The following is a 23,856-nucleotide window of genomic DNA, read 5'->3' as shown; positions in this document are numbered from 1 at the left end:
CCCGCGACCGTATCAGGCACAGCGAACAATTGATGAAAAAGTTGGTTTAACCGGTATAATCGCCGCTGCGAAAAATAGCAGTGGGCGGCGATCGCCTCGCGGTTCGGCGCGGCCCAGCGGGCGGACAGGGCGACCTGCTGCGCCTCGTACTCGCTCATCTGCTGGTCGTTGAGGTGGTATTTGCCCTGATAATATTCGCGATACTTTTCGCGCGAGGCGAACTGGCGCTGGCCCGGCGAGTGGTCCATCAGCGACACCAGCGACACGCCCGGCTTGTCCATCAGCTGTTCGAACAGCGGCAGGGTGCTCTCGTGCGGCAGCTCGCAGCGCAGGTGCAGCCGGTGCTCGGCGCGGTTCACCCCGGCGCGTTGGCTGTGGATCACCGCGTCGATCATCTTTTGCAGGTTTTCCAGCCGGTGGCCGCCGTCGCGCACGTCGCCTATCGCCACCGCGTCCAGCACCGTGGTGATGCCGTTGGCCACCATCAGCGCATCGTGGCTGCTCATCGCCGAATGGGCCGGCCAGTCGACGTTCGGGCGCGGGGTAAAGAACTTGTCCAGGTTGTCGGTGTGCAGCTCGATCAGCCCCGGCAGCAGCCAGCCGCCGTCGCCGTCCAGCGCCTGCGGCAGCCGGCTCGGGCCGTCGGCGAAGCTGCGGATCACGCCGTCCTGCATCTCCAGCGAGCCTTGCACCACCTGGTCATCCAGCACCAGCTTAACGTTATTGACGATCATCAGAGGGCCTCCAGCGCCTGTGGCGCCTGCATGTCATAAAGCCGGTCGGCGACCTGTTGGCGGACGCCTTCATCATGGAAAATGCCGACGATCGCCGCGCCGCGCGCCTTGGCGCGTTCGATAAGCTGCACCACCGCCGCGCTGTTGCGGCTGTCGAGCGAGGCGGTCGGTTCGTCCAGCAACAGGATCGGGTAATCGACGATAAAGCCGCGCGCGATGTTCACCCGCTGCTGCTCGCCGCCGGAGAAGGTGGACGGCGCCAGCGGCCACAGACGCTGCGGCACGTTGAGCGCGGCGAGCAGCGCTTCGGCGCGTTCGCGGCACTCGGCGCGCTCGACGCCCTGTTCCAGCAGCGGCTGCATCACCACCTCCAGCGCGCTGATGCGCGGGATCACCCGCAGGAACTGGCTGACCCAGCCCAGCGTATGGCGGCGCACCGCCAGAATTTGGCGCGCGTCGGCGCTGACCATGTCCAGCCAGTCGCCCTGGTGGTTGATCCAGATATGGCCGCTGTCCGGCAGGTAGTTGGCGTACAGCGAGCGCAGCAGGGTGGATTTGCCGCTGCCGGAGTGGCCGTGCAGCACCACGCATTCGCCGCCGTGGACCGTTAGGTTGGCGTCGTGCAGCACCGGCAGGCGGGTGCCGTACTGCTGATGCAGCACAAAGGTTTTACTGAGATGTTCAACTCGGATTTGCATAGTCATCTGTTATCGCCTTGGGTTACGACAGCACCGAAGAAACCAGCAGCTGGGTGTAAGGATGGTGCGGATCGTCGAGCACCCGATCGGTCAGGCCGCTCTCCACCACTTCGCCCTGTTTCATCACCAGCAGGCGGTGGGCCAGCAGCCGCGCCACGCCGAGATCGTGGGTGACGATCACCGCCGCCAGCTGCATCTCCACCACCAGGTTGCGCAGCAGATCGAGCAGGCGCGCCTGCACCGACACGTCCAGCCCGCCGGTCGGCTCGTCCATAAACACCAGCTTGGGGTGGGTGACCAGATTGCGGGCGATCTGCAGCCGCTGCTGCATACCGCCGGAGAAGGTGGTCGGCAGATCGTCGAGGCGCGACAGCGGGATTTCGACGTCTTCCAGCCACTGGCCGGCCTGGCGGCGAATGTCGCCATAGTGGCGCTGGCCGATGGCCATCAGCCGTTCGCCGATGTTGCCGCCGGCGGAGACCTGCGGCCGCAGCCCGTCGAGCGGGTGCTGGTGCACCACGCCCCAGTCGGTGCGCAGCAGGCGGCGGCGATCGCTCTCCGCCATGGCGTACAGATCGTGTTCCTGGTCCGCCTGCGGGCGGTAAAGGATCTGCCCGCGCTGCGGCGCCAACCGCGCCGAGATCGACTTTAGCAGCGTGGTTTTGCCGGAGCCGGATTCGCCGACGATGCCCAGCACTTCACCGGGGTAGATGTCGAACGACACGTCGCTGAAGCCCTTGCCGGGGGCGTACAGGTGGGTGAGCCGCTTCACCGACAGCAGCGGGGTGGTGCTCAATGGGGTGGAAGTCATCAGTGCTGCGCCTCTTGCGAAGATTGCGCCAGCTGCTGCCGGCAGTAGTCGGTGTCCGAACAGACGAACATGCGGTTGCCCCGATCGTCGAGCACCACCTCGTCCAGGTAGCTGTGGCGCGAGCCGCACAGCGCGCAGGGTTCGTCCCACTGCTGCACGCTGAACGGATGGTCGTCGAAGTCCAGGCTCTCCACCTTGGTGAACGGCGGCAGGGCGTAGATGCGTTTCTCGCGCCCGGCGCCGAACAGCTGCAGCGCCGGCATCATGTGCATTTTCGGGTTGTCGAATTTCGGGATTGGCGACGGATCCATCACGTAGCGATCGTTGACCTTCACCGGGTAGGCGTAGGTGGTGGCGATATGGCCGTAGCGCGCGATGTCTTCATACAGCTTCACCTGCATCACCCCGTACTCCTCCAGCGCGTGCATCTTGCGGGTCTCGGTTTCGCGCGGTTCGATAAAGCGCAGCGGCTCCGGGATTGGCACCTGATAGATCAGGATCTGGTCTTCGCGCAACGCCGTTTCCGGAATGCGGTGACGGGTCTGGATTAGGGTGGCCTCCGGCGTGCGTTCGGTGGTTTCCACCCCGGCGACGCGCTGGAAGAAGCGGCGGATCGACACCGCGTTGGTGGTGTCGTCGGCGCCCTGGTCGATCACCTTCAGCACGTCGGCGCGGCCGATGACGCTGGCGGTGAGCTGAATGCCGCCGGTGCCCCAGCCATAGGGCATCGGCATCTCGCGGCCGCCGAACGGCACCTGATAGCCGGGGATCGCCACCGCCTTGAGGATGGCGCGGCGGATCATGCGCTTGGTCTGCTCGTCCAGATAGCCGAGGTTATAGCCGGTCAATACTTCACTCATCGCGGGCCTCCTGACGCTCGCTGTATTCCTGCCGCAGCCGCTTGAGCAGTTCCAGTTCAGCCTGGAAGTCGACGTAGTGCGGTAGCTTGAGATGGGAGACGAAGCCGGCGGCCTCGACGTTGTCGGCGTGGGCCAGCACGAACTCTTCGTCCTGCGCCGGGCCGGCGACGCCTTCGCCGTAGTCGGGGCTCTGCAATGCGCGATCCACCAACGCCATCGCCATCGCCTTGCGTTCGGCGCGGCCGAACACCAGCCCGTAACCGCGGGTGAAGTGCGGCGGATGGTCCTTGGGATCGACGAAGCCGTTGACCATTTCGCACTCGGTCAGCAGGATTTCGCCGACATCGATGGCGAAGCCGAGCTCTTCAGGCACGATCTCCACCGAAACGTGGCCGGTGCGGATCTCGCCGGCGAACGGGTGGTTGCGGCCGTAGCCGCGCTGGGTGGCGTAGCCGAGCGCCAGCAGGAAGCCTTCGTCGCCGCGCACCAGCTGCTGCAGGCGCGCCGAGCGCGAGCAGGGGTAGACCGGTGGGGTGCGGGTGATGTCGTCCGGCGCGCTGCCGTCGTCCTGTTCCTCCCGCGCCAGCTGCTGGCGACACAACAGATCGAACACGTGGCTGCAGTTGTCCGGCAGCGGTTCGTCGGCCTGCGGCGCGCGCGGCGCCTCGCCTTCCGCCAGCAGCGCGAAGTCCAGCAGCCGGTGAGTGTAGTCGTAGGTCGGCCCCAGCACCTGCCCGCCGGGCAAGTCCTTGTAAACCGCCGAGATGCGCCGCTCCAGCCGCATGTTTTCGCTGGCCAGCGGCTCGCTGACCGCCAGGCGCGGCAGGGTGGTGCGATAGGCGCGCAGCAGGAAGATCGCCTCCACCAGATCGCCGCTGGCCTGTTTGATGGCCAGCGCCGCCAGCTCGCGATCGTAGATGCCGCCTTCGGTCATCACCCGATCCACCGCCAGCCCCAGCTGCTGTTCGATTTGTTCCGCGCCGATCGCCGGTAGCGCCTCGTCGCCGCGCCGCAGCTGTTCCTGCAGCTGATGGGCGGCCTCAATGGCTTTTTCGCCCCCTTTTACCGCTACGTACATCAGCACACCTCCACGCGGGTGGTCCGCGGGATCGCCAGCAGGCGATCGCCGCAGGTCAGCAAGATATCCAGCCCCAGCGGGAAGCGCTGCGGACGGTTGACGAGATAATCCAGCAGCGCCGGCGGCAGGCGCGGCGCTATCAGGCGTTGCTTCTCGATGCCGGGGCCGGTCAGGCGCAGCGCTGCGCCGTTCTCCAGCTCGGCGAGCTGCACGATGACCGTGGCGCTGAACTCCGGCGAAATTTCAGTGCCGTGCGGCAACGCCTGCAGATCGGCGGCCTGCACGTGCTCATCGAACAGGGCAAAACAGACCTCCTGCTCCGTGGCGGCCAGCGGCGCGCCGCTGTGAAAACGAATGTTGGTTAGCACTTGCTTACTATTTAGTGCTGGGCACAGCAGCAGCGGCGTTTCCTGATCGGCCAGCGTCAGCAGCGCGGCGGTGCTGGCGGCGTTCAGCGGCGCCCAGGCCGAGCCGCCCGGCAGCGTCACCCGGTGGCCCGGTTCGCTCAAGGCTTTAAGAATCAAACGGAAAGTGTGCTGCGATTGGTCTATCGGTTGTTCAAAACCGGTCAATAAACTCATGGCTTAATCCCCTCGCACCAGCGTAAAGAAGTCCACCCGGCTGGCGGCGATCGCCCGGGCGCGCAGCTGGCGCTGTTCGTGCTGCAGCGCGGCCAGCGGCGCGATCAGCTGTTGTTGCAGGCGTTCGCCGTGTTCCGGCTGTTGCAGCAGCGCATCGGCCAGCGCGCACAGCTCGGCGTGCGCCTTGTCGCGCCCGGCGATGTAGCTGTAGCCGTAGCCGCCGTTGTCCAGCTGCACCACCGCGCGGGTGACCGTCATGTCCCCCAGCACGAAGCGGCGGCCGGTGGCGCCCATGCGCCCCTGCAGCTGGGCCAGGCCGATCTCCGGCGCGCGGATGCTGCGGTAACCCGGGCTGAGGTTCAGCGCCTGCCAGTGGCTGCGCAGCTGCTCGGGCCGGCTGTGCGCCAGCACCGACATCCAGCGTTGTCTCGACTCTAAGGCGTGCATTCAGTGCTCCATCGTCAGTTCAATCATGTCGGCGCGGGCCAGGCTGACGGAGTATTCCGCCACCTCTTCGCCGCCGCTGCGGACGTTAAGGGTGCGCACGCACAGCAGCGGCGCGTGGGTGGCGATCTCCAGCAGCCGGCTCTCTTTGGCCTGCGCGCGGCGCGCGCTGATGCGCGTCTGGCGGCGGCTCAGCGGCTGCTGGAGGTGCTGTTCGATAAACTGGTGCAGCGAACCGCTGTGGAACTGCTGCAGCGCCGGCCACCAGTCCAGATCGGGCAGATAATGGTCGATCACGCTCATCGGCACGCCGTTGACCCGGCGCAGGGTGCGCAGGTGGATCACCATTTCGCCTTCTTCACGTGAGAGTGCGCTGGCGACATGCCCATTGCACGGGCGCAAGACAGCGAGTAAGCGCTCACTGGTGGGGTGGCTGCCCTGCTCGAACAGGTTCTGGCTGAAGCGGGTATTGGCGTGCAGCGGGTAGTCGTAAGGCCGCATCAGCACCAGAATGCCGACGCCGTGGCGGCGCTGCAGCCAGCCGCGTTCTACCAGCTGATCCACCGCGCGGCGCAGGGTGTGGCGATTGACCTGATAGCGCTCGGCCAGCTGCTGTTCCGAAGGCAGGTAGTCGCCGCAGCGGTACTGCGTGCGCAGCTCCTGTTCCAGCTGCGCGGCGATCTGCTGATAGCGGGTGGGGTAAGTGGTCGGATGTCTAGATAACTCCATCATAATAAAAACCTCGTCATGCCGATGGCGGTGCGATGAAGGCGGAAGCGGTGCGTTTCATCGGGCGTCTACCCTGTGGTTTTCTCGTCGGCATCATGGTGACGGGCGCAGATGACAATCGCGTTACGCGTCGGTGGCGAACAGATGAACTATTTAGGACAGCCCGGGCGTGCACGGGCGGCGGCGGCGCGCTATGCTGGCGCCACTGTTGACTGACTCTGGCCGCTACCATGCCGCAACCTCTGAACGCCCCTGAACACGCCCCACGCGCCTGGCCGCTGTGGAAACCGATCCTGTTTCTGCTGGTGGTGGCCGTTGGCCTCTACTACGTCAAATGGCAGCCTTACTACGGCAAGGCCTTCGTGGCGGCGGACAGCCACTCGATCGGCAAATCTATCCTGGCCGACGGCGCCGCGAGCCCCTGGCTGGCGGCCTGGCAGTACGCGCTGGTCTACTTCACCGCGGTATGGAAGGCGGCGCTGCTCGGGGTGCTGTTAGGTTCGCTGGTGCAGGTGCTGATCCCGCGCGACTGGCTGGCGCGCACGCTCGGCCACCGGCGTTTTTCCGGCACCGTGCTGGGGGCGCTGATCGCACTGCCGGGCATGATGTGCACCTGCTGCGCCGCACCGGTTGCCGCCGGCATGCGCCGCCAGTCGGTATCCAGCGGCGCCGCGCTGGCCTTTTGGCTCGCCAACCCGGTATTGAACCCGGCGACGCTGGTGTTCATGGGATTTGTGCTCGGTTGGCCGTTCGCCGCCATCCGCCTGGTGGCGGGCGTGGTGATGGTGCTGGGCATCGCCTGGCTGGTGCAGCGCGTGACCGCCAACGATCCGCAGCCCACCGCGCCGCAGCCGCCGGTGATGATGGCGCAGAGCGACGAGCAGCCGTTCCTCGCCCGCTGGGGCAAAGCGCTGTGGGCGCTGTTTTGGTCGACCATTCCGATCTACGTGCTGGCGGTGCTGGCGCTGGGCGCGGCGCGGGTCTGGCTGTTCCCGCACGCCGACGGCGCCGTCGACAATAGCCTGCTGTGGATCATCGGCCTGGCGATCGTCGGCTGCCTGTTCGTTATCCCCACCGCGGCGGAAATCCCGATCGTACAAACCATGATGCTGGCGGGCATGGGCGCCGGCCCGGCGCTGGCGCTGCTGATGACCCTGCCGGCGGTCAGCCTGCCTTCGCTGTTGATGCTCAACAAGGCCTTCTCCGCCCGGGCGCTGTGCCTGACGGCGGCGCTGGTGGCGCTGTGCGGCGTGCTGACCGGCGTGGTGGGGATGGGATTGGTGTAACGGATTCGTGACCCGATGCTGTCTCAAGGAGGAGATGGCAATGGAACAGCGGAATAAACCTGAAATGGACTTAGAGGTGATGTTGCAGGAGCAAGCGTTGCGTGAAAGGGGGGATGCCGCCCTTGAACGTTTAAGAAACGGCACCGCGGTTTATATAAGCCATTCGGAGGTAGAAAAACGAATGGCTATATTTAAAGCGAAAATATGGGGCAGTTACCGATGAAGGTGTTGAGGGAATTAGTTTAGAGCTGGGCTAGCAGTGCCTACGGGGAAGTAGGTGACTGTCCGTCAGTTTTGAGCGAAGAGCAGAAGTTCATAGTTGAGTCACTATGAATCTTGCTAACAATGGCGTGTGTCGGTCAACTGGAAACAGGTCAATCATGATCTGGCTAAAGTGGATCGGTAATATGCAAATTTGTTTAGGTAGAAGTAATAAAAAGTTCAACGGAATTCTATAATGTCTGTTGTTGTCTAAAAGCGGTTCCTTGAACCGCCTGCGATTTGGCTATAGTGGACTTATTGAGATTTTGCAGATCACCATGGCGAAGGTCGTCGGCGCCAGCTACGGGAAAGGGAGATCATCTTGTTCGTAAATATTGACTTCGACGATAAACTGGAAGCTGCCAGTATTTTGTTGGAAGGTTGGGCACAGCCGCTTGTCGAATTCCTCGCACGGTATTTTACCATCCACAAAGACATGCTTCGTCTGGACTACTCCCACCTATCAACTGAGAACCTCAGGTTTACGGATACGAGTTGGCTATATAATTCGCAAACTGAGCGTGAGCACTTTACGGCCGAATTCGTGGCTGCGGCACAGCAGGGGCAGATAGCGCTGACCTTAAAAATTCTCGGACACGGATCCACGGGGATCGAGAAGTCGTCCTCTATCTTGGACCCAAATTCTTACCGGCGCGCTCAGGATATCTTCTGGGATGGCATACTTAATGGCGAGCCCCCGGGCTTACGTGAAATCATTGTGGCGGAAATCGAGCCACGTGCGCTTTGGGTTAAATGGTTGCTCGCTAACCGTTCATATTCTCGGAATAAATATTTGGACGATCAGCAGATCATGAAGGCGTTGGTGGTCAATACGTCCGAGGAAGATTGCATCTATGTTCTTCAACTAGTCGACCCTCATCAGGGGGCGAATGCTTGGGCTTTCGAACAACTGGTCCAGCAGTATTGGCATCGTGTACGCGACTACTTGGAAAAAAATATCGACATGACGTCGGACTATTCAAACCGCGAAATGCTTGAGTTCGTCTCCTCTCTATTTGCGCATTCGCCGACAGTGCAGACATCCCGGTGGGCTTGCGAACAGGTTTTTGAACGAGCAGATCCGTCAGTCTTTCCTAAGCTTATCCAACATTGCTGCAAGATATTGCCGGAAGATGTACGTAATTTGTTCCTGCGCTGGAATGTCCGTTTGCAGAAAGAGAAGGAAAACAATATCAAGGAGTGCGTTGCCAAAGCCTTCTCGAAGCTTGCTGAATTGTCCGGGGACACTATACCCTCGGACCTCGCACTTGCGGCGGCTTGGCACGAGTTTGGAGACCCAGCGCGGTCTAGTCAGCAAAGCGTCATTGCCAGCCTCAGAGAATTGCCATCCCAGCCGCGGGGTCGAGAAACGCTGTGGACCCAACTAGGCCCGGCCGCCCGCGAGGCCTGGCGGCAGGATCTGTTCGATCAGGTTAATGATGAACCTGAATTAGCCCAGGGGCTCCTCAATTTTGCCTGCCTTTGGCTCGAGCAGACGGCATTTGCCGAAGTTGAGCCAGTGCTTTTGCGATTGATGGATGACGAGGAGCATCTGGCATTTGCGAATCGGCTTGTCGGTACTCCTGCAAGGCAACTGCAACTGAGGAGCAAGGGACTAGTGCGATCCAAGCAGGGGGCACTGGACCTGGAGGGGCCCGTAGGCCGGGGCGAGGGTGCTACTGCGTTGCCTAGCGTAGGAGCCCAAACTTGGCTGAGCGACCCCTCCGTGGAGCGCCTCATCCATAGGGCGCTTAGCCAGATGGAGGAAAAATTTTGTCGCGAATATTCGGAGACCTGGGGAGATGACGAGGAGGCCCATACGGCGCGCCTCCTGGCTCTGACAAAGGAGGCGATTGGCAACGCGAGCAGCCAGTTGCGCCAACTCTCGGTTACGACGCGGGCGACGTATCCGAGCCTGACAGTGAAGGTGCGTCAACCCAGCAAGCGAGAGGAAGGGGCAAACACACCAGCCGGGGCTCCGCTGGGGGCAGACGTGCTGTTCCTGAGCCGTATCGTGGACAAGGGGGAAACAGTGGTCCAGCGTGCGACCCTTATGCAGGTGAAAAAGCGCAAAGGCACTAATTCGGGACGGGCCTTCAGTTCGACGGTAGGCATCGACCTGAAGCAGTGCGAGGACATACTCAAGCAGTCAGAACACGCCTACTATCTATTCACGACTCCTGCCTCGCCTCGCCCGGTTCTCTGGGTTGCCCCAGCGCGGCTCGTCAGAAATTTGACCCAATTGCACACGAGCAAATCCACGGTTTTGGCGATGCAGGTGCGCGACGCTAGCTGCTCCTACGCGGATTTTTTTCTGCACGAGCTTGTTGGCCTGTGGGCTGGCGACGAGCATGAGGACATCATCGCCGTCGCCAACGGCGATCCTCGGCTTGGGCGAACACCTCGCCACATTGTTGAAATCGAGGTTCGCCGCCAATCTGATTAATGCTTCGGGGAGAAATTCATGCTCCAACTCGCTCAAAAGCAGAAGTTTATAGTCAGCCAAATCTGTATCCTCGTTTGGGCTGCATCGGCTCAAAGAGCGAAGCTTTATAACGTAGATTTGAAACCGCAATATCAAAGGTCAGTTGAATCGCCACAGGTTTAACAGAAACCTCAGAGTCATTTATGAACTGACCCCACCCCGTTGATTGCCACAGATTGTTCTCATTAACGTCCGCTGTTGGCACGGAGTGGGCAGGCTAACTGAGCTGAAGGTCTGCTTTGAGCGAAAAGTGGAAGTTCGCAATTATCCTCACCACTGATAAGTGGCTTTACTTATAATGCAAAGTGTTAGCTAATTTAATGGGAGCTGAGCAATGTATTATGAATGGATGCTGTAGTTCATATTTGGGAGCATATTACTGTAAAAAACCGGCTTACACCGGTTTGAACTCACACGTGATAATCATTTGCCAAAAATTTTATGCAAAATATGAAATACCAATTCACTCTCTTTCTCTTTTGGCTAACTCTTCCCATTCGTCGATGGAGTTGTTATAAGGAAATACCTCTTTAACTATGAAAGGAATGTAGCTTTCTTCAGCATTGTGATGTATTTCATTACTGATATTACTTGTGATTCCGAATTTTACGTCAGGGTCGTTTTCAGAGAAGCTTATATAAAAAGGCTGTTGGCCTAAAGCCTGTTTAATTTTACTTGCTTGTTCTGATGGAAGTACTTTAAGTAGTTGTTTAAATGTTTTTTTGTTAAAGTCCAGAGAAATGGCCATATCAATATCTCCGGGTATTGTAGATATGCAAGTGTATGAACGTTCGCTCAATCGACTAATGAATTTAGTGTTTATAGCTGGGGCGCTAAAATAACCATCTTTAACCAAACCCATTTTTCGAATGTGAATTCCAAAATCAGGCGCATAATTCAAAATATCTGGATTAGCTTTAATATCTGGATTTAATATCCTAAATAATTTTTCCCAATGATTATTAATGTCTTTTAAATAAAATCTGAGTATTGGATGGAGTTCCCGGATGCTATATAGAACAAATTCATTTCCATTGCACAAAGCATACATTTCTGCCCTTATTTCTGGATGTATAGCATAGCTATAGGCTTGCTCAACGTGCATGCTTTTGGTTATTTTCTCATTAGGAGCCTTTGCATCAAGAATCCAATATGGTCGGTCGTTAGAAAGGAAAACATAATCCGGTACTATTGAAATCTTTCTTGGCTGTGAACCTATTGAGACAAATGGATGTGTAAGCGTTTTGCTCCTGATTACACGGCTATCTCCTGATGATTTATAACCAAGAGCTTTAATAATTGGTAAAATCAACTCTTCTCTAACTGAATCCTCTTTAAATTCATCAGAGCTTAGTAGGTTAAAATCAAAATCATCAAACATATCCCCCCCCACACACATATATATTTATTTGACAAAAGATGTGTAATTCACGTTATTCAGTGCCATTGTAAATCACTATAGAATGAAAAGATAATTTCAAGTGGCTGTGTTATCTTATTTTTTTTGATTTATAGCACAAAAATGCCCCTACAGGTTGTTTATTACGATAGTTAAAGCTGATCACATTTCGGCAGTCAGTCCAAGATACTCTCTTCAACATGGCTTAGGTTCGTTTACCGTCGATGAAGATAATTGTGTCCCTAGTACGATGCTTTCAAGCGGTATGATCTTTTCCTCAATGATTCATGTAGTACGAACCTAGTAACTTCCGCTTCTGGCACAAAGCCGCCTGTCAGATCAGGTTTTGTTCTGTGCCGCAGCCGTATCTGGTTGTACTTGAGCCAACACATGTTGTGGCGAGTACTATCAGCTCATCGCAACCTATGCACCACCTGGTTGCTGCTGCCGCGCCAAATCAGCGCCGGGTCTTGCAAATCCTGCACGAACTTGCCGTCGATCAGCACGTTGATCCTGTCCACCACCTGCATTTGCTGTGCGTCCAGCTCCGCCAGCCGGTAGCCGGTCCACAGCCAGATATCCTTGCCAGGGCACTCGGCGCGCACCCGTTTCACCAGCGTTAAGATGCTCGGCACGTTGGCCGGGTGCAGCGGATCGCCGCCGGAGAGCGACAGCCCCTGGCGCGGCACGCGCGTATCGTTCAGATCGGCGATGATGCGGTCTTCCAGCGCCGGGGTAAACGGCAGGCCGGAGTTGAGCCGCCAGGTGCTTTTGTTGTAGCAGCCGGGGCACTGGTGCACGCAGCCGGCGACAAACAGCGTGCAGCGGGTGCCGGGGCCGTTGACCACGTCGATTGGATAGTACTGGTGATAATTCATGTGAGGCCTGCCCATCAGGCTATTTTACTGGCCATTTTGCCTCCGGGCAGTGCTGCCAATCCTCACGTACTGCGTGTACGCTGCGGTTGGTGCGCGCTGGCCGAAGGCAAACTGGCTGCGACAATCACGCCTGTTGAACAGGCTTCTGCATAGGCTGCACGGCGCTTTTCAGCCGAGCTGCCCATTGCCGAGATGTTTCACCCGGCGTTTCACCTCTTCCTGCTTGCCGGCGTTGAACGGCCGGGCATCGGGGCTGCCGAGATAGCCGCACACCCGGCGGGTGACCGAGACCTTGGCCGAATCGTGGTTGCCGCATTTCGGGCAGGTGAAGCCTTTGCTGGTGCAGGAGAATTCACCGGTGAAGCCGCATTCGTAGCACTCGTCGATCGGCGTGTTGGTGCCGTAGTAAGGCACCCGGCTGTAGCTGTAGTCCCACACGTCTTCCAGCGCCTTCAGGTTGTGCTGCAGGTTCGGGTATTCGCCGTAGCAGATGAAGCCGCCGCTGGCCAACGGTGGGTAGGGCGCTTCGAAGTCCAGCTTGTCGTACGGATTGACCTTCTTCTCCACGTCGAGGTGGAAGCTGTTGGTGTAATAGCCCTTGTCGGTGACGCCCGGCACCACGCCGAAATCGGCGGTGTCCAGCCGGCAGAAGCGATCGCACAGGTTTTCGCTCGGCGTGCTGTAGAGGCTGAAGCCGTAGCCGGTCTCGTCTTTCCAGGCGTCGACGGCGGCGCGCAGCCGTGCGACGATCGCCACCGCTTTGGCGCGCAGCGCCTCGTCGTCATACACGTGGTTTTCGCCGCCGAACAGCGCATTGATGGTCTCGTGCAGGCCGATATAGCCCAGCGAAATTGAGGCGCGGCCGTGCTTGAAGATATCGGCGATGTTGTCGTCGGCCTTGAGCCGCACGCCGCAGGCGCCTTCCATGTACAAGATTGGCGCCACCCGCGCCTTGATGCCTTCCAGCCGGGCGATGCGCGTCATCAGCGCCTTTTTCGCCAGCTGCAGGCGCTGATCCAGCAGCGTCCAGAAGCGCGACTCATCGCCCATCGCCTCCAGCGCGATGCGCGGCAGGTTGAGGCTGATGACGCCGATGTTGTTGCGGCCGTCGTGCACCAGCTCGCCGTCCTGCTCGTAGGTGCCGAGGAAGCTGCGGCAGCCCATCGGCGTTTTGAACGAGCCGGTGACCTTCACCACCTGATCGTAGTTGAGGATGTCCGGGTACATGCGCTTGCTGGCGCACTCCAGCGCCAGCTGCTTGATGTCGTAGTTCGGGTCGCCGTACTGGTGGTTGAGGCCGTCGCGGATGGCGAACACCAGTTTGGGGAACACGGCGGTCTTGCGGTTTTTACCCAGCCCGGCGATGCGGTTTTTCAATATCGAGCGCTGGATCAGGCGCGACTCCCAGCTGGTGCCGAGGCCGAAGCCGAAGGTGACGAACGGCGTCTGGCCGTTGGCGGTGTGCAGGGTGTTAACCTCGTACTCCAGCGACTGGAAGGCGTCGTAACACTCTTTCTCGGTGCGCGCCATGGCATAGCCTTTGGCGTCCGGGATCTGCCACTCTTCCGCCACCTGCAGGTGTTTGCGGAAGCTCTCGTCGACGAACGGCGCCAGAATTTCATCGATGCGGTTGATGGTGGTGCCGCCATAAATATGGCTGGCGACCTGGGCGATGATCTGCGCGGTCACGGCGGTGGCGGTGGAGATCGACTTCGGCGGCTCAATCTCGGCGTTGCCCATCTTGAAGCCGTTGGTCAGCATGCCTTTCAGATCGATCAGCATGCAGTTGAACATCGGGAAGAACGGCGAGTAGTCGAGATCGTGGTAGTGAATTTCGCCGCGTTCATGGGCCAGCACCACGTCGCGCGGCAGGATGTGCTGCTTGGCGTAGTGTTTGGCGACGATGCCCGCCAGCAGGTCGCGCTGGGTGGGGATCACCTTGCTGTCCTTGTTGGCGTTTTCGTTCAGCAGCGCGCGGTTGCTCTGCTCGACCAGGCCGCGAATTTCCTGGTTCAGGCGGCCGCGCAGCTCGCGCGCCACGTCGCGATCGTGGCGGTATTCGATATAGGCGCGCGCCAGCTGTTTGTACTCGCCGGCCATCAGCTGGTTTTCCACCGCCTGCTGGATCTCGTGGATATCGACGCGCGGCTGTTGCTCCATGCGCTGAGCGACCACGCGGGCGACGGTGGCGCAGTAGTCGGCGTCGACCACGCCCACCGCCAGCGCGGCGCGCTCGATGGCCTGCGCAATGCGCGCTTCGTCAAAAGGTACCTGGCAACCGTCCCGCTTAATCACTACTGGTTTCACGTTGTACTCCTTGTTCCCCGAGGGAGCGTTCATACCCGCCTGACGCGGCGAGCAACCGTCAAATTTCGCTTATCCACAGGGCAAAGCCGCAGCGCGCAAGGGCTGTGGCGGCGTGTGGATGATTTTGTGGATAACTACTATATATAGGTGTTCGCAATTCTTAATGCACTATATATAGATATTGGCGCGATTCTTTTGATGTAGAACAAGGAAAACGGAAGAGCGTGCGCAAGCTGAACAGACGTCAATCGCCCGCCGGCCGATCGCGAAAATGTTCCAGCAGAAAATCGACCCAGACGCGCACCCGCGGCGGCAGATCCGCCGAAGCGTAATAGAGCCACAGCTGCACCGGGCGCGGCCAGCATTCCGCCAGCACCGGCCGCAGCGTGCCCTGCTCGAAGTGTTTCTCGACGTACCAGTGCGCCAGGTTGACGATGCCCAGCCCGGCCAGCGCTGCATCCAGCAACATCTCCGGGCGGCTGACCACCAGGCGGCCGTTCAGATCCAGCGCCAGCGTTTCGCCCTGATGGCGCAGCTGCCATTTGACGTGGCGGCCGTTGGCCGGGTTACGGTGCAGCAGGCAGTCGTGCCGCAGCAGATCGTGCGGCGTTTGCGGTTCACCGCGCCGCGCCAGATAGTCGGGTGACGCCGCTAGCACCATATGCATCGGGTAGAGCGGGCGGGCCACCAGCCGGCTGTCGGGATCGACCCGGCTGCCGATGCCGACGTCAAAACCTTCGCCCACCAGATTCACCACCCGCGCATCCAGCGACAGATCGAGATCGATCTGCGGGTAGCGCGCCAGAAATTGCGGGATCAACGGCATCAGCATCTGGCGGCCGAAGCCGGGGATCATCGTGATGCGCACCACCCCGGCAGGCGCCTGCCGTTCGCCGCCGGCGCTTTCCAGCGTCGCCGCCAATGCCTGCCACAGCGGCGCCACCTGCGCCAGCAGCGCTTTGCCCTCGTCGGTCAGCAGCACGTTGTGGGTGTTGCGCTGAAACAGCCGCAGCGCCAGCTTCTCTTCCAGCGCGCGGATGTTTTTGCTGACCGCCGCCGGCGTCACGCCCAGCTGGCGAGCGGCAGCGGAGAAATTTTGCGCCTGTGCGGCGGCGAGGAAGGCCGGCAGCAGGCGGTGCACGTCAAAGGGCAGCGACATAGTGGTTGATACTTTCGGTTGAAATTGAAGTGACCTTTAACAGCCTACACCCGAAGCGGCGGAAATGGAAAAATGCCCTCATCTTCTTATGACCGAGGAATCGTTATGTCACGCATTTTAGTGTTAACCGCCCACCGCACCCCCGACGAGTCACGCATTAATAAGGCGTTGATCGAGGCCGTACGCCCGCTGCCCAACGTGACCGTTCACGAACTGATCCGCGCGTACCCGGATTACCGCATCGACGTGGCGCGCGAGCAGGAACTGCTGCAGAGCCATGATGCGGTAGTGATGCTGTTCCCGTTTTATTGGTACAGCTCGCCGGCGATCCTCAGCGAATGGCAGGATGCGGTATTAACCTACGGTTTCGCCTACGGCAGCGCAGGCACCCAGCTGCACGGCAAGCCGCTGCAGCTGGTGGTGAGCACCGGCGGCAACGCGCAGGCTTATACGGCGCAAGGGTATAACCGTTATCCGGTGCAGGATCTGCTGCTGCCGTTCCACGCCATGGCCAACCTGACCGGCATGGATTATCTGCCGCCGCATCTGGTGCAGGGCGTGAGCGACATGAGCGATGAGCAGTTGGCGCAAGAGGCCGCCGGGGTGGCGGCGCTGCTGGGGAAATGGTAGGGCGCAGCGCTCGCCGCGCCCTGTGGGGTCAGTCTTCGAGCAGCCACCACACCGCTTCGAACGGCCGCAGCGTCAGCGCCTGCGGCTGATCCGCTGAGTCGCTGTAGTTGCTCATCAGCGGGCGCCACTGCGCGGAGGCTTCCACGCCTTCCGCCGCCCAGGCCTGCGGCTCGCGGCTCAGGTTGGCCGCCACCAGCAGGCGCTGGCCGTTCCAGCTGCGCTGATAGCACCACAGCGCCGGGTGTTCCGGCGCCAGATCCTGATAGTCGCCGTAGGTCAGCAGCGGATACTGCTTGCGCAGGGTGATCAGCTGGCGGTAGGCGTAAAACACCGAGTCGAGGTCGGCCAGCGCCGCTTCGGCGTTGATCTGCGGGTAGTTCTCGGCGCAGCCGATCCACGGCGTGCCGGTGGTGAAACCGGCGTGCGGCGCGGCGCTCCACTGCATCGGCGTGCGGCCGTTGTCGCGCGATTTGTCGGCCAGGATCGCCAGCAGTTCGGCGTCGCCGCGGCCCTGAGCGCGCAGTTCAGCGTACATGTTCAGGCTTTCCACGTCGCGATACTGCTCGATGGCGCGGAAGCCGGGGTTGGTCATGCCGATCTCTTCACCCTGGTAGATATAAGGCGTGCCCTGCATGCCGTGCAGCACCATCGCCAGCATTTTGGCGGCCGGCGCCCGCAGTGCGCCTTCATCGCCGAAGCGCGACACGATGCGCGGCTGATCGTGGTTGCACCAGAACAGCGCGTTCCAGGCGCGGTTATGCATCCCTTGCTGCCAGTGGCGGAAGATCTGCTTCAGTTCCACGTAATCCGGCGCCGCCCGCGTCCATTTTTCGCCGCCGGCGTAGTCCACCTTCAGGTGGTGGAAGTTGAAGGTCATCGACAGCTCTTCGCCGCTCTGCGCCGCGTACTGCTGGCAATGCTCAAGCGTGGTGGAAGACATCTCGCCCACCGTCATCAGGCCGCGCGGCTGAAACACCTCGCGGCTCATCTCCTGCAGGAACTCGTGGATGCGCGGGCCGTCGGTATAGAAGCGGCGGCCGTCGCCCTGGCTGTCGGACGGGAAGTCCTGCTGTTTGGACACCAGGTTGATCACGTCGAGGCGCAGACCGTCGACGCCTTTGTCCGCCCAGAACTGACACACTTTCTTCAGCTCTTCGCGCACCGGCGGGTGTTCCCAGTTGAGATCCGCCTGCTCGGTGGCGAACAGGTGCAGGTAGTACTGGCCGCTGTCGGCGTGCCATTGCCAGGCGTTGCCGCCGAACTTGGAGCGCCAGTTGTTCGGCGGCGTTTCACCTTCGCCGTCGCGCCAGACGTAGAACTGACGATACGGGCTGTGGCGATCCTGCGCGGCCTTGAACCACGGGTGCTCGGTCGAGGTGTGGTTGAATACCATGTCCATCACGATGCGGATGCCGCGCTGGTGGGCGGCGGCGACCAGCTGCTCGAAGTCCGCCATCGTGCCGTAAGCCGGATCGATGGCGCAGTAGTCCGCCACGTCATAGCCGTTGTCCACCTGCGGCGATACGTAGACCGGCGTCAGCCAGATGGCGTCTACGCCCAGCTCCTGCAGATAGTCCAGCCGCCGGGTCACGCCGGCCAAATCGCCGTAGCCGTTGCCGGTGCTGTCCTGAAAACTCTTCGGATAAATTTGGTAGATGACGCCGTTCTGCCACCAAGGGGTTGGGTTGCTCATAGATCAATACCTTTGAATCGTGACAACGAGCCTGCGCGAGCAGGCTCCTACATTCATATTGCGTGAATCAAACCGGCAGCTCGCCGCGGGCGGCCTTGCGTTTGTAGACCATGATGGTCAGCACCAGCGGGATGACGATCGCCACCAGAATCGCCAGCGAGTAAATCAGCCAGAACTGCGGCTTGATAGACAGAATGCCCGGCAGGCCACCGACGCCGATGCCGTTGGCCATTACGCCGTCCAGGCCGCAGATCAGGCCCGCGATCGCGGAGCCGATCATCGCGCACAGCATCGGGAAGCGGTATTTGAGGTTGATGCCGTACATCGCCGGTTCGGTCACGCCGAGGTAGGCGGAGATCGCCGCCGGCACCGAGATTTCACGCTCGTTGGCCTTGCGGCTGATGATGATGATGCCGAGCACTGCCGAGGCCTGCGCGATGTTGGACAGCGCAATCAGCGGCCACACCGGGGTGCCGCCCATGCTCTGGATCATCTGCATGTCGATAGCCAGCGTGGTCTGGTGCACGCCGGTGATCACCAGCGGCGCATACAGGAAGCCGAACAGCGCGGCGCCCACCGGCGCGAAGCTGCCGGTCATCACCGCTTTCACCGCCCAGGCGACGCCATCGCCGATCATGCGGCCGAACGGCCCGATCAGCGCGTGCGCCAGGAACACCGCCAGCAGCAGCGAAACTACCGGCACCACCACCAGATAGAGATAGTCGGGGACGATCTTTTTCAGCCGGGTTTCGATCCAGCCCAGCGCCATGCCCGCCAGGATCGACGGGATCACCTGCGCCTGATAACCCACTTTCTGGATCACGAACCAGCCGAAGTTCCACACTTCCGGCGTTTGCTGGCCGAGCAGGTAGGAGTTCATCAGCTGCGGCGACACCAGGGTGACGCCCAGCACGATGCCGAGCACCGGCGTGCCGCCCATCTTTTTCACCGTCGACCAGCAGATGGCCACCGGCAGGAACATGAAGATCGCTTCACCGAGCAGCCACAGGAAGTCGTAAACGGTTTTCCACGCCGGATGCATCTGCGCCAGCGTTTGGCCGCCGGACATCGGGATGTCGCCGATCACGTTGCGGAAGCCGAGGATCAGACCGCCGCTGATCAGCGCCGGCAGCAGCGGGAAGAAGATTTCGGCGAAGTGGGAGATGGTGCGCTCAGACCAGGTCATGTTCTGGCGCGCGGCCACCTTGGCCTGTTCCTTGTCGGCCTCGTTGACGCCGGTGCTGGCGATCAGGGCCTGATAGTAGTCGCCGACGTCGGTGCCGATCACCACCTGGAACTGCCCGGCGTTGGTGAAGCACCCTTTGACCATCGGCAGCGCTTCGATCTCTTTCGGTTTCGCCTTATTGGGATCGTTGAGGACGAAACGCAGCCGGGTAATGCAATGGCTGACGGTGGCGATGTTCTCGCGGCCGCCGACCAAAACAATCAGGCGATCAATATCCTGCTGTTTTACTTTGCTCATTATGGGATACCTGCAGAGGTGTTGACTGAGTAATGATCAAAGCTTAGCCACTCGGCTTTTTGAATGAAATGGGAACGTTCCCGGTTTGGGGCGAGGATCACAAAATGACAAAAAATGGTCAACTTCTAAGCAGGTCGTCAGGAAAGTTTGCTGGGCACCACCAGGCGGCGGATCCCCTGTTCGCCGCTGAGCTGCGCCAGCAGCTGCTGCGCCGCCAACAGGCCGGCGCTGCCGTAGCCGAACTCCACCGACAGGGTGTCGGGGAACAGGAAGCTGAGCAGCGGGGTGTTGCCGATGGCGCATACCTGGATGGCGCGCGCCGGCTGTTGTTGCAGGTATTTGATCGCCCCCAGGGCGATGCTGTCGGAGGCGCAAATCAGCGCGCTGGTGTGCGCATCGATCACTTCGGCGGCGTGCTGGAAACCGCTCTGGTAGCTCAGCTCGCCCAGCGTGGCGCGCGGCGTGAGCGTGAGGCGTTCACAGGCGTCGAGATAGGCCTGATAGCGGCGCTGGCCGGTGGTGGCGTCGCTGAGCTGCACCCCCAGATAGCCAATATGCCGATGCCCTTGTTGATACAGGCGATCCATCAACAGGTTCACCGCGCCGGCGTCGTCATAGCAGACGGACGAGAAGCCGTCATATTCGCGCACCATCACCACCATTTTTTCCTGCCACGGCTTGAGCATCGCCGCGGTCAGGCCGGTGAAGCCGAACAGGATCACGCCGTCGACGTTGCGCTGATGCAGTACGTGCAGATGCTCCTGCACCAGACGAGTTTCGAACTGGCTCTCCATCACGATCGGATCGAAGCCCTGCTGGTACAGCAGCGGCAGCATGGTGCGCACCGCCTGGTTCTCCGACGGCGAATCGAGACGAGAAACGATGATGCCCACCACTTTGTCGCTCTGGCCGCGCATGGCGCGCGCCGACTTGGAGGGGGTAAACCCTTGCTGACGGATCACCGCTTCCACCCGTTCACGGGTTTGCGGGCTCACGCTGCCTTCATTGTTCAACACGCGTGAGACGGTGGATTTGCCTACGCCGCTCAGGCGTGCGATGTCCTTGATGGTCAGCCGGTTTTGCATGGTTTACTTTTCGTTGAAGTGGACAGGCGTAACATAACGGCCTGTAAAACAATGCCCGTCAGCATAGCTCATTTTCCTACGGGGATCTTGATGCAAAACGGGATTGTTGCACTGCGCTGAACGGCCGCTCCTGCCGCTCTGTTTTTCCCTTTACCGGAGGTTATACCCCATATGGACCCCGACCCGACTGCTTTAGACACTCACTCGGTTCTCCGGTAAAACCTCTCCGCCTGGCGCTGCTGTTTTACCGGTGAAGTACATCACGGTAACCGGTAGCGCGCGCTTCGTCGTTCGCTCCTGCTGCTGAAAAAAATAATAAGGATCTGCGTTGGCAGAGGCTTTTTGGCGCACCCGCCATCCGCCCGGCCGATGACGATCCCCGTTTACCCGCTGCCGTGAGGCACCGGGCGACGAGGTGCGAACCATGAAACTGAAAAAACTCCCCCGTCAGCTGCTGGGCCTGTTCGCCCGCAGCCTCCCGCGCCGTTTGGTGCGCCGCGACAGCTTGCTGGACGGCGTCAGCGGCGCTGCGCGCGATATGCCTGCCGGCCTGGCGCAGCAGCGGCTGGCATGCGCCGCCGCAGAGACGATGCAGCTGTTTGAGCGTTTTCACAGCCACCCGGAAGGCATCACCGCCCATGAGGCGGAACAGGTTCGCCGGCGCTGCGGCGAGAACGTCATCGACGATCAGCAGAAAGAGGCCTGGTGGCAGCACCTGTGGCACTGCTACCGCAACCCGTTCAACCTGCTGCTGACCGCGCTCGGCATGATCTCTTACGCTACCGAGGATCTCACCGGCGCCTTGGTGATCGCGCTGATGGTGCTGATCTCCACGTTGCTGAACTTCATCCAGGAGGCGCGCTCCAACCGGGCGGCCGATGCGCTGAAGGCCATGGTGAGCAACACCGCCACGGTGATCCGCAGCGACGCGCACACCGGCAAGAGCGAACACGTGGAGCTGCCGATCGCACAGCTGGTGCCGGGCGACATCATCAAGCTGGCGGCCGGCGACATGATCCCGGCGGATCTGCGCGTGCTGTCGGCCAAGGATCTGTTCATCAGCCAGGCGGCGCTGACCGGCGAATCGCTGCCGGTGGAGAAATCCGCCGCGCCGCAATTGTTGGCGGCCGATCCGCTCGACTGCCAGAACCTGTGCTTCATGGGCACCAACGTGGTCAGCGGCACCGCGCTGGCGATGGTGATTGGTACCGGCGGCGGCACCTATTTCGGCCAGCTGGCGCAGCGCGTCACCAGCCAGGATGAGCAGCCGAACGCCTTCCAGAGCGGCATCAGCAAGGTCAGTTGGCTGCTGATCCGCTTTATGCTGGTGATGACGCCGATCGTGCTGCTGATCAACGGCTACACCAAGGGCGACTGGTGGGAGGCGGCGCTGTTCGCGCTGTCGGTGGCGGTCGGGCTGACGCCGGAGATGCTGCCGATGATCGTCACCTCGACGCTGGCCAAAGGGGCGGTGAAGCTGTCGCGCCAGAAGGTGATCGTCAAACGGCTGGACGCCATCCAGAACTTCGGCGCCATGGATATTCTGTGCACCGACAAGACCGGCACCCTGACCCAGGACAAGATCGTGCTGGAGCGCCATACCGATGCGTTCGGCGCCGGCAGCGAGCGGGTGCTGCGCTACGCCTGGCTGAACAGCTTCTACCAGACCGGGCTGAAAAACCTGCTCGACGTGGCGGTGCTGAGCTGCGCGGAGCAGAACCGGCAGCCGGAGGCGCTGCAAAACTACCGTAAGGTGGATGAGATCCCGTTCGACTTCGTGCGCCGCCGCATGTCGGTGGTGGTGGCCAAAGACAACGAGTATCACGAGCTGGTGTGCAAGGGCGCGCTGGAAGAGATGCTGGCGATTTGCAGCCACGTGCGCCACGAAGACGAGGTGATCCCGCTGAGCGAGGCGCTGCTGGCGAGGATCCGCCGCATCACCGACGATCTCAACCAGCAGGGGCTGCGGGTGGTAGCAGTGGCCAACAAGATCCTGCCGGCGCAAACCCATGAATACGGCGTGGCGGACGAGTCGGATCTGATCCTCGAAGGCTACGTCGCCTTCCTCGATCCGCCGAAGGAAAGCACCGCACCGGCGCTGGCGGCGCTGAAACAGAACGGCGTCACGGTGAAGATCCTCACCGGCGACAACGAGCTGGTGGCCGCCAAAGTGTGCCGTGACGTCGGGCTCGAGGCCGATCATCTGCTGCGCGGCAGCGAGATCGAGCAGATGGACGACGAGCAGCTGGCGCAGGCGGCGGCGCGCACCACGGTGTTCGCCAAGCTGACGCCGCTGCACAAGGAGCGCATCGTCAAACTGCTGCGCCGCCAGGGGCACGTGGTGGGCTTTATGGGCGACGGCATCAATGACGCGCCGGCGCTGCGCGCGGCCGATATCGGCATCTCCGTCGATTCGGCGGTGGACATCGCCAAGGAAGCGGCGGACATCATCCTGCTGGAAAAAAGCCTGATGGTGCTGGAGCAGGGGGTGATCGAAGGGCGCCGCACCTTCGCCAACATGCTGAAATACATCAAGATGACCGCCAGCTCCAACTTCGGCAACGTGTTCAGCGTGCTGATCGCCAGCGCCTTCCTGCCGTTTCTGCCGATGCTGCCGCTGCACCTGTTGATTCAGAACCTGATGTACGACATCTCGCAGATCGCCATCCCGTTCGATAACGTCGACGACGATCAGATCACCCAGCCGCAGCGCTGGAACTCCGCCGATCTGGGGCGGTTTATGGTGTTCTTTGGGCCGATCAGTTCAATTTTCGACGTGCTGACCTTCAGCCTGATGTGGTGGGTATTCAAGGCCAATACGCCGGACATGCAGACGCTGTTCCAGTCCGGCTGGTTCGTGGAAGGGCTGCTGTCGCAGACGCTGATCGTGCACATGATCCGCACGCGCAAAATTCCGTTTATCCAGAGCCGCCCGTCCTGGCCGCTGTGCATCATGACGCTGGCGGTGATCGCCACCGGCATCGGCCTGGTGTTCTCACCGCTGGCCGGCTTCCTGCAGCTGCAGGCGCTGCCGCTCGGCTACTTCCCGTGGCTGGTGCTGATCCTCGCCGGTTACATGGTGCTGACCCAGTGCGTGAAAGGCTGGTTCGTGCGCCGCTACGGCTGGCAATAACCCGTTCTCCCCCTCCGGCCGGGAGGGGGCAACTGTGATCCCGTCCGCTTTTTCACCGCAACGGTTGGACATCTGTTCTGTGCTGAGTCTTTATCTACAGCGTTGGCTGTTTTCCCCTGCGC

The 23,856-nt window shown here is 60.8% G+C and carries 20 protein-coding genes; 5 read left to right on the top strand and 15 right to left on the bottom strand.

The genetic code is table 11. From position 1 onward, the window contains the following. The 8 genes from phnM to phnF all read right to left on the bottom strand — a co-directional run. A partial coding sequence (phnM, locus tag ACTJJ6_RS21715; protein ID WP_440827435.1) for an alpha-D-ribose 1-methylphosphonate 5-triphosphate diphosphatase occupies positions 1–734 on the bottom strand: 734 nt, incomplete at its 3' end. Further along, positions 734–1,438 carry a phosphonate C-P lyase system protein PhnL gene (gene phnL, locus ACTJJ6_RS21710; protein ID WP_047729228.1) on the bottom strand — a complete coding sequence of 235 codons (705 nt, stop codon included), beginning with the start codon at positions 1,436–1,438 and terminating at the stop codon, positions 734–736. The genes phnL and phnM, both read right to left, overlap by 1 nt. Before the next feature lie 16 nt (positions 1,439–1,454). Continuing rightward, a complete protein-coding gene (phnK, locus tag ACTJJ6_RS21705; RefSeq protein WP_079450005.1) occupies positions 1,455–2,243 on the bottom strand; it encodes a phosphonate C-P lyase system protein PhnK in 789 nt (262 codons plus the stop codon). Continuing rightward, positions 2,243–3,103, bottom strand: a complete 861-nt coding sequence (locus ACTJJ6_RS21700) for an alpha-D-ribose 1-methylphosphonate 5-phosphate C-P-lyase PhnJ (protein ID WP_004933420.1) — start codon at positions 3,101–3,103, stop codon at positions 2,243–2,245. The genes phnK and ACTJJ6_RS21700 overlap by 1 nt, the downstream gene beginning before the upstream one ends. Next, positions 3,096–4,181 (bottom strand): carbon-phosphorus lyase complex subunit PhnI, encoded by a 1,086-nt coding sequence (locus ACTJJ6_RS21695; protein WP_440802876.1) that lies wholly within the window; start codon positions 4,179–4,181, stop codon positions 3,096–3,098. The genes ACTJJ6_RS21700 and ACTJJ6_RS21695 overlap by 8 nt, the downstream gene beginning before the upstream one ends. Continuing rightward, complete coding sequence (gene phnH / locus ACTJJ6_RS21690) at positions 4,181–4,762, bottom strand: phosphonate C-P lyase system protein PhnH (RefSeq protein WP_440802873.1); 582 nt, start codon at positions 4,760–4,762, stop codon at positions 4,181–4,183. Before phnH ends, ACTJJ6_RS21695 begins: the two co-directional genes overlap by 1 nt. Before the next feature lie 3 nt (positions 4,763–4,765). After that, positions 4,766–5,209 carry a phosphonate C-P lyase system protein PhnG gene (phnG, locus tag ACTJJ6_RS21685; RefSeq protein WP_016929298.1) on the bottom strand — a complete coding sequence of 148 codons (444 nt, stop codon included), beginning with the start codon at positions 5,207–5,209 and terminating at the stop codon, positions 4,766–4,768. Further along, positions 5,210–5,938 carry a phosphonate metabolism transcriptional regulator PhnF gene (phnF, locus tag ACTJJ6_RS21680; protein WP_440802871.1) on the bottom strand — a complete coding sequence of 243 codons (729 nt, stop codon included), beginning with the start codon at positions 5,936–5,938 and terminating at the stop codon, positions 5,210–5,212. A 227-nt stretch (positions 5,939–6,165) separates the two neighbouring features. Here phnF and ACTJJ6_RS21675 point away from each other — a divergent pair, with 227 nt between their 5' ends. The 3 genes from ACTJJ6_RS21675 (at position 6,166) to ACTJJ6_RS21665 (ending at position 9,928) form a co-directional block, all read left to right on the top strand. Beyond that, positions 6,166–7,221 (top strand): permease, encoded by a 1,056-nt coding sequence (locus ACTJJ6_RS21675; protein ID WP_123867827.1) that lies wholly within the window; start codon positions 6,166–6,168, stop codon positions 7,219–7,221. Positions 7,222–7,261: 40 nt separating this feature from the next. Further along, positions 7,262–7,444, top strand: coding sequence for a hypothetical protein (locus tag ACTJJ6_RS21670; protein WP_440802868.1), 183 nt, complete (start codon positions 7,262–7,264; stop codon positions 7,442–7,444). Between the two features lie 360 nt (positions 7,445–7,804). Beyond that, entirely contained in the window at positions 7,805–9,928 is a 2,124-nt protein-coding gene (locus tag ACTJJ6_RS21665; protein ID WP_440802866.1) for a hypothetical protein, read from the top strand. A 502-nt stretch (positions 9,929–10,430) separates the two neighbouring features. On the opposite strand, the gene ACTJJ6_RS21660 is transcribed toward ACTJJ6_RS21665, so the two are convergent. The 4 genes from ACTJJ6_RS21660 to ACTJJ6_RS21645 all read right to left on the bottom strand — a co-directional run bounded on the left by ACTJJ6_RS21660 (position 10,431) and on the right by ACTJJ6_RS21645 (position 15,710). Further along, positions 10,431–11,348 carry a hypothetical protein gene (locus ACTJJ6_RS21660; RefSeq protein ID WP_440802865.1) on the bottom strand — a complete coding sequence of 306 codons (918 nt, stop codon included), beginning with the start codon at positions 11,346–11,348 and terminating at the stop codon, positions 10,431–10,433. A 431-nt stretch (positions 11,349–11,779) separates the two neighbouring features. Next, positions 11,780–12,244, bottom strand: a complete 465-nt coding sequence (gene nrdG, locus ACTJJ6_RS21655) for an anaerobic ribonucleoside-triphosphate reductase-activating protein (RefSeq protein WP_164052157.1) — start codon at positions 12,242–12,244, stop codon at positions 11,780–11,782. Between the two features lie 168 nt (positions 12,245–12,412). Continuing rightward, positions 12,413–14,551 (bottom strand): anaerobic ribonucleoside-triphosphate reductase, encoded by a 2,139-nt coding sequence (gene nrdD / locus ACTJJ6_RS21650; RefSeq protein ID WP_102985537.1) that lies wholly within the window; start codon positions 14,549–14,551, stop codon positions 12,413–12,415. Positions 14,552–14,795: 244 nt separating this feature from the next. Beyond that, positions 14,796–15,710 carry a LysR family transcriptional regulator gene (locus tag ACTJJ6_RS21645; protein WP_206195119.1) on the bottom strand — a complete coding sequence of 305 codons (915 nt, stop codon included), beginning with the start codon at positions 15,708–15,710 and terminating at the stop codon, positions 14,796–14,798. Between the two features lie 105 nt (positions 15,711–15,815). Here ACTJJ6_RS21645 and ACTJJ6_RS21640 point away from each other — a divergent pair, with 105 nt between their 5' ends. Then, positions 15,816–16,340, top strand: a complete 525-nt coding sequence (locus tag ACTJJ6_RS21640) for an NAD(P)H-dependent oxidoreductase (RefSeq protein ID WP_115435457.1) — start codon at positions 15,816–15,818, stop codon at positions 16,338–16,340. A 28-nt stretch (positions 16,341–16,368) separates the two neighbouring features. Here the strand turns inward: ACTJJ6_RS21640 and treC are convergent, their stop codons facing one another. The 3 genes from treC to treR form a co-directional block, all read right to left on the bottom strand. Continuing rightward, complete coding sequence (gene treC, locus ACTJJ6_RS21635) at positions 16,369–18,033, bottom strand: alpha,alpha-phosphotrehalase (RefSeq protein WP_176063766.1); 1,665 nt, start codon at positions 18,031–18,033, stop codon at positions 16,369–16,371. Between the two features lie 67 nt (positions 18,034–18,100). Beyond that, positions 18,101–19,516 (bottom strand): PTS trehalose transporter subunit IIBC, encoded by a 1,416-nt coding sequence (treB, locus tag ACTJJ6_RS21630; RefSeq protein WP_033638875.1) that lies wholly within the window; start codon positions 19,514–19,516, stop codon positions 18,101–18,103. A 137-nt stretch (positions 19,517–19,653) separates the two neighbouring features. Next, positions 19,654–20,601, bottom strand: coding sequence for a trehalose operon repressor TreR (treR, locus tag ACTJJ6_RS21625; protein WP_016929286.1), 948 nt, complete (start codon positions 20,599–20,601; stop codon positions 19,654–19,656). Between the two features lie 424 nt (positions 20,602–21,025). On the opposite strand from treR, the gene mgtA reads away from it, so the two are divergent. Further along, complete coding sequence (mgtA, locus tag ACTJJ6_RS21620; RefSeq protein ID WP_440802856.1) at positions 21,026–23,734, top strand: magnesium-translocating P-type ATPase; 2,709 nt, start codon at positions 21,026–21,028, stop codon at positions 23,732–23,734. The last annotated feature ends 122 nt before the right edge of the window (positions 23,735–23,856 follow it).

It is taken from the genome of Serratia sp. 22278 (assembly GCF_052045405.1).
Lineage (GTDB): Bacteria > Pseudomonadota > Gammaproteobacteria > Enterobacterales > Enterobacteriaceae > Serratia > Serratia marcescens.
Note: the sequence above shows the minus strand (reverse complement) of the source record. Positions and strands in the feature narration are given on the sequence as shown.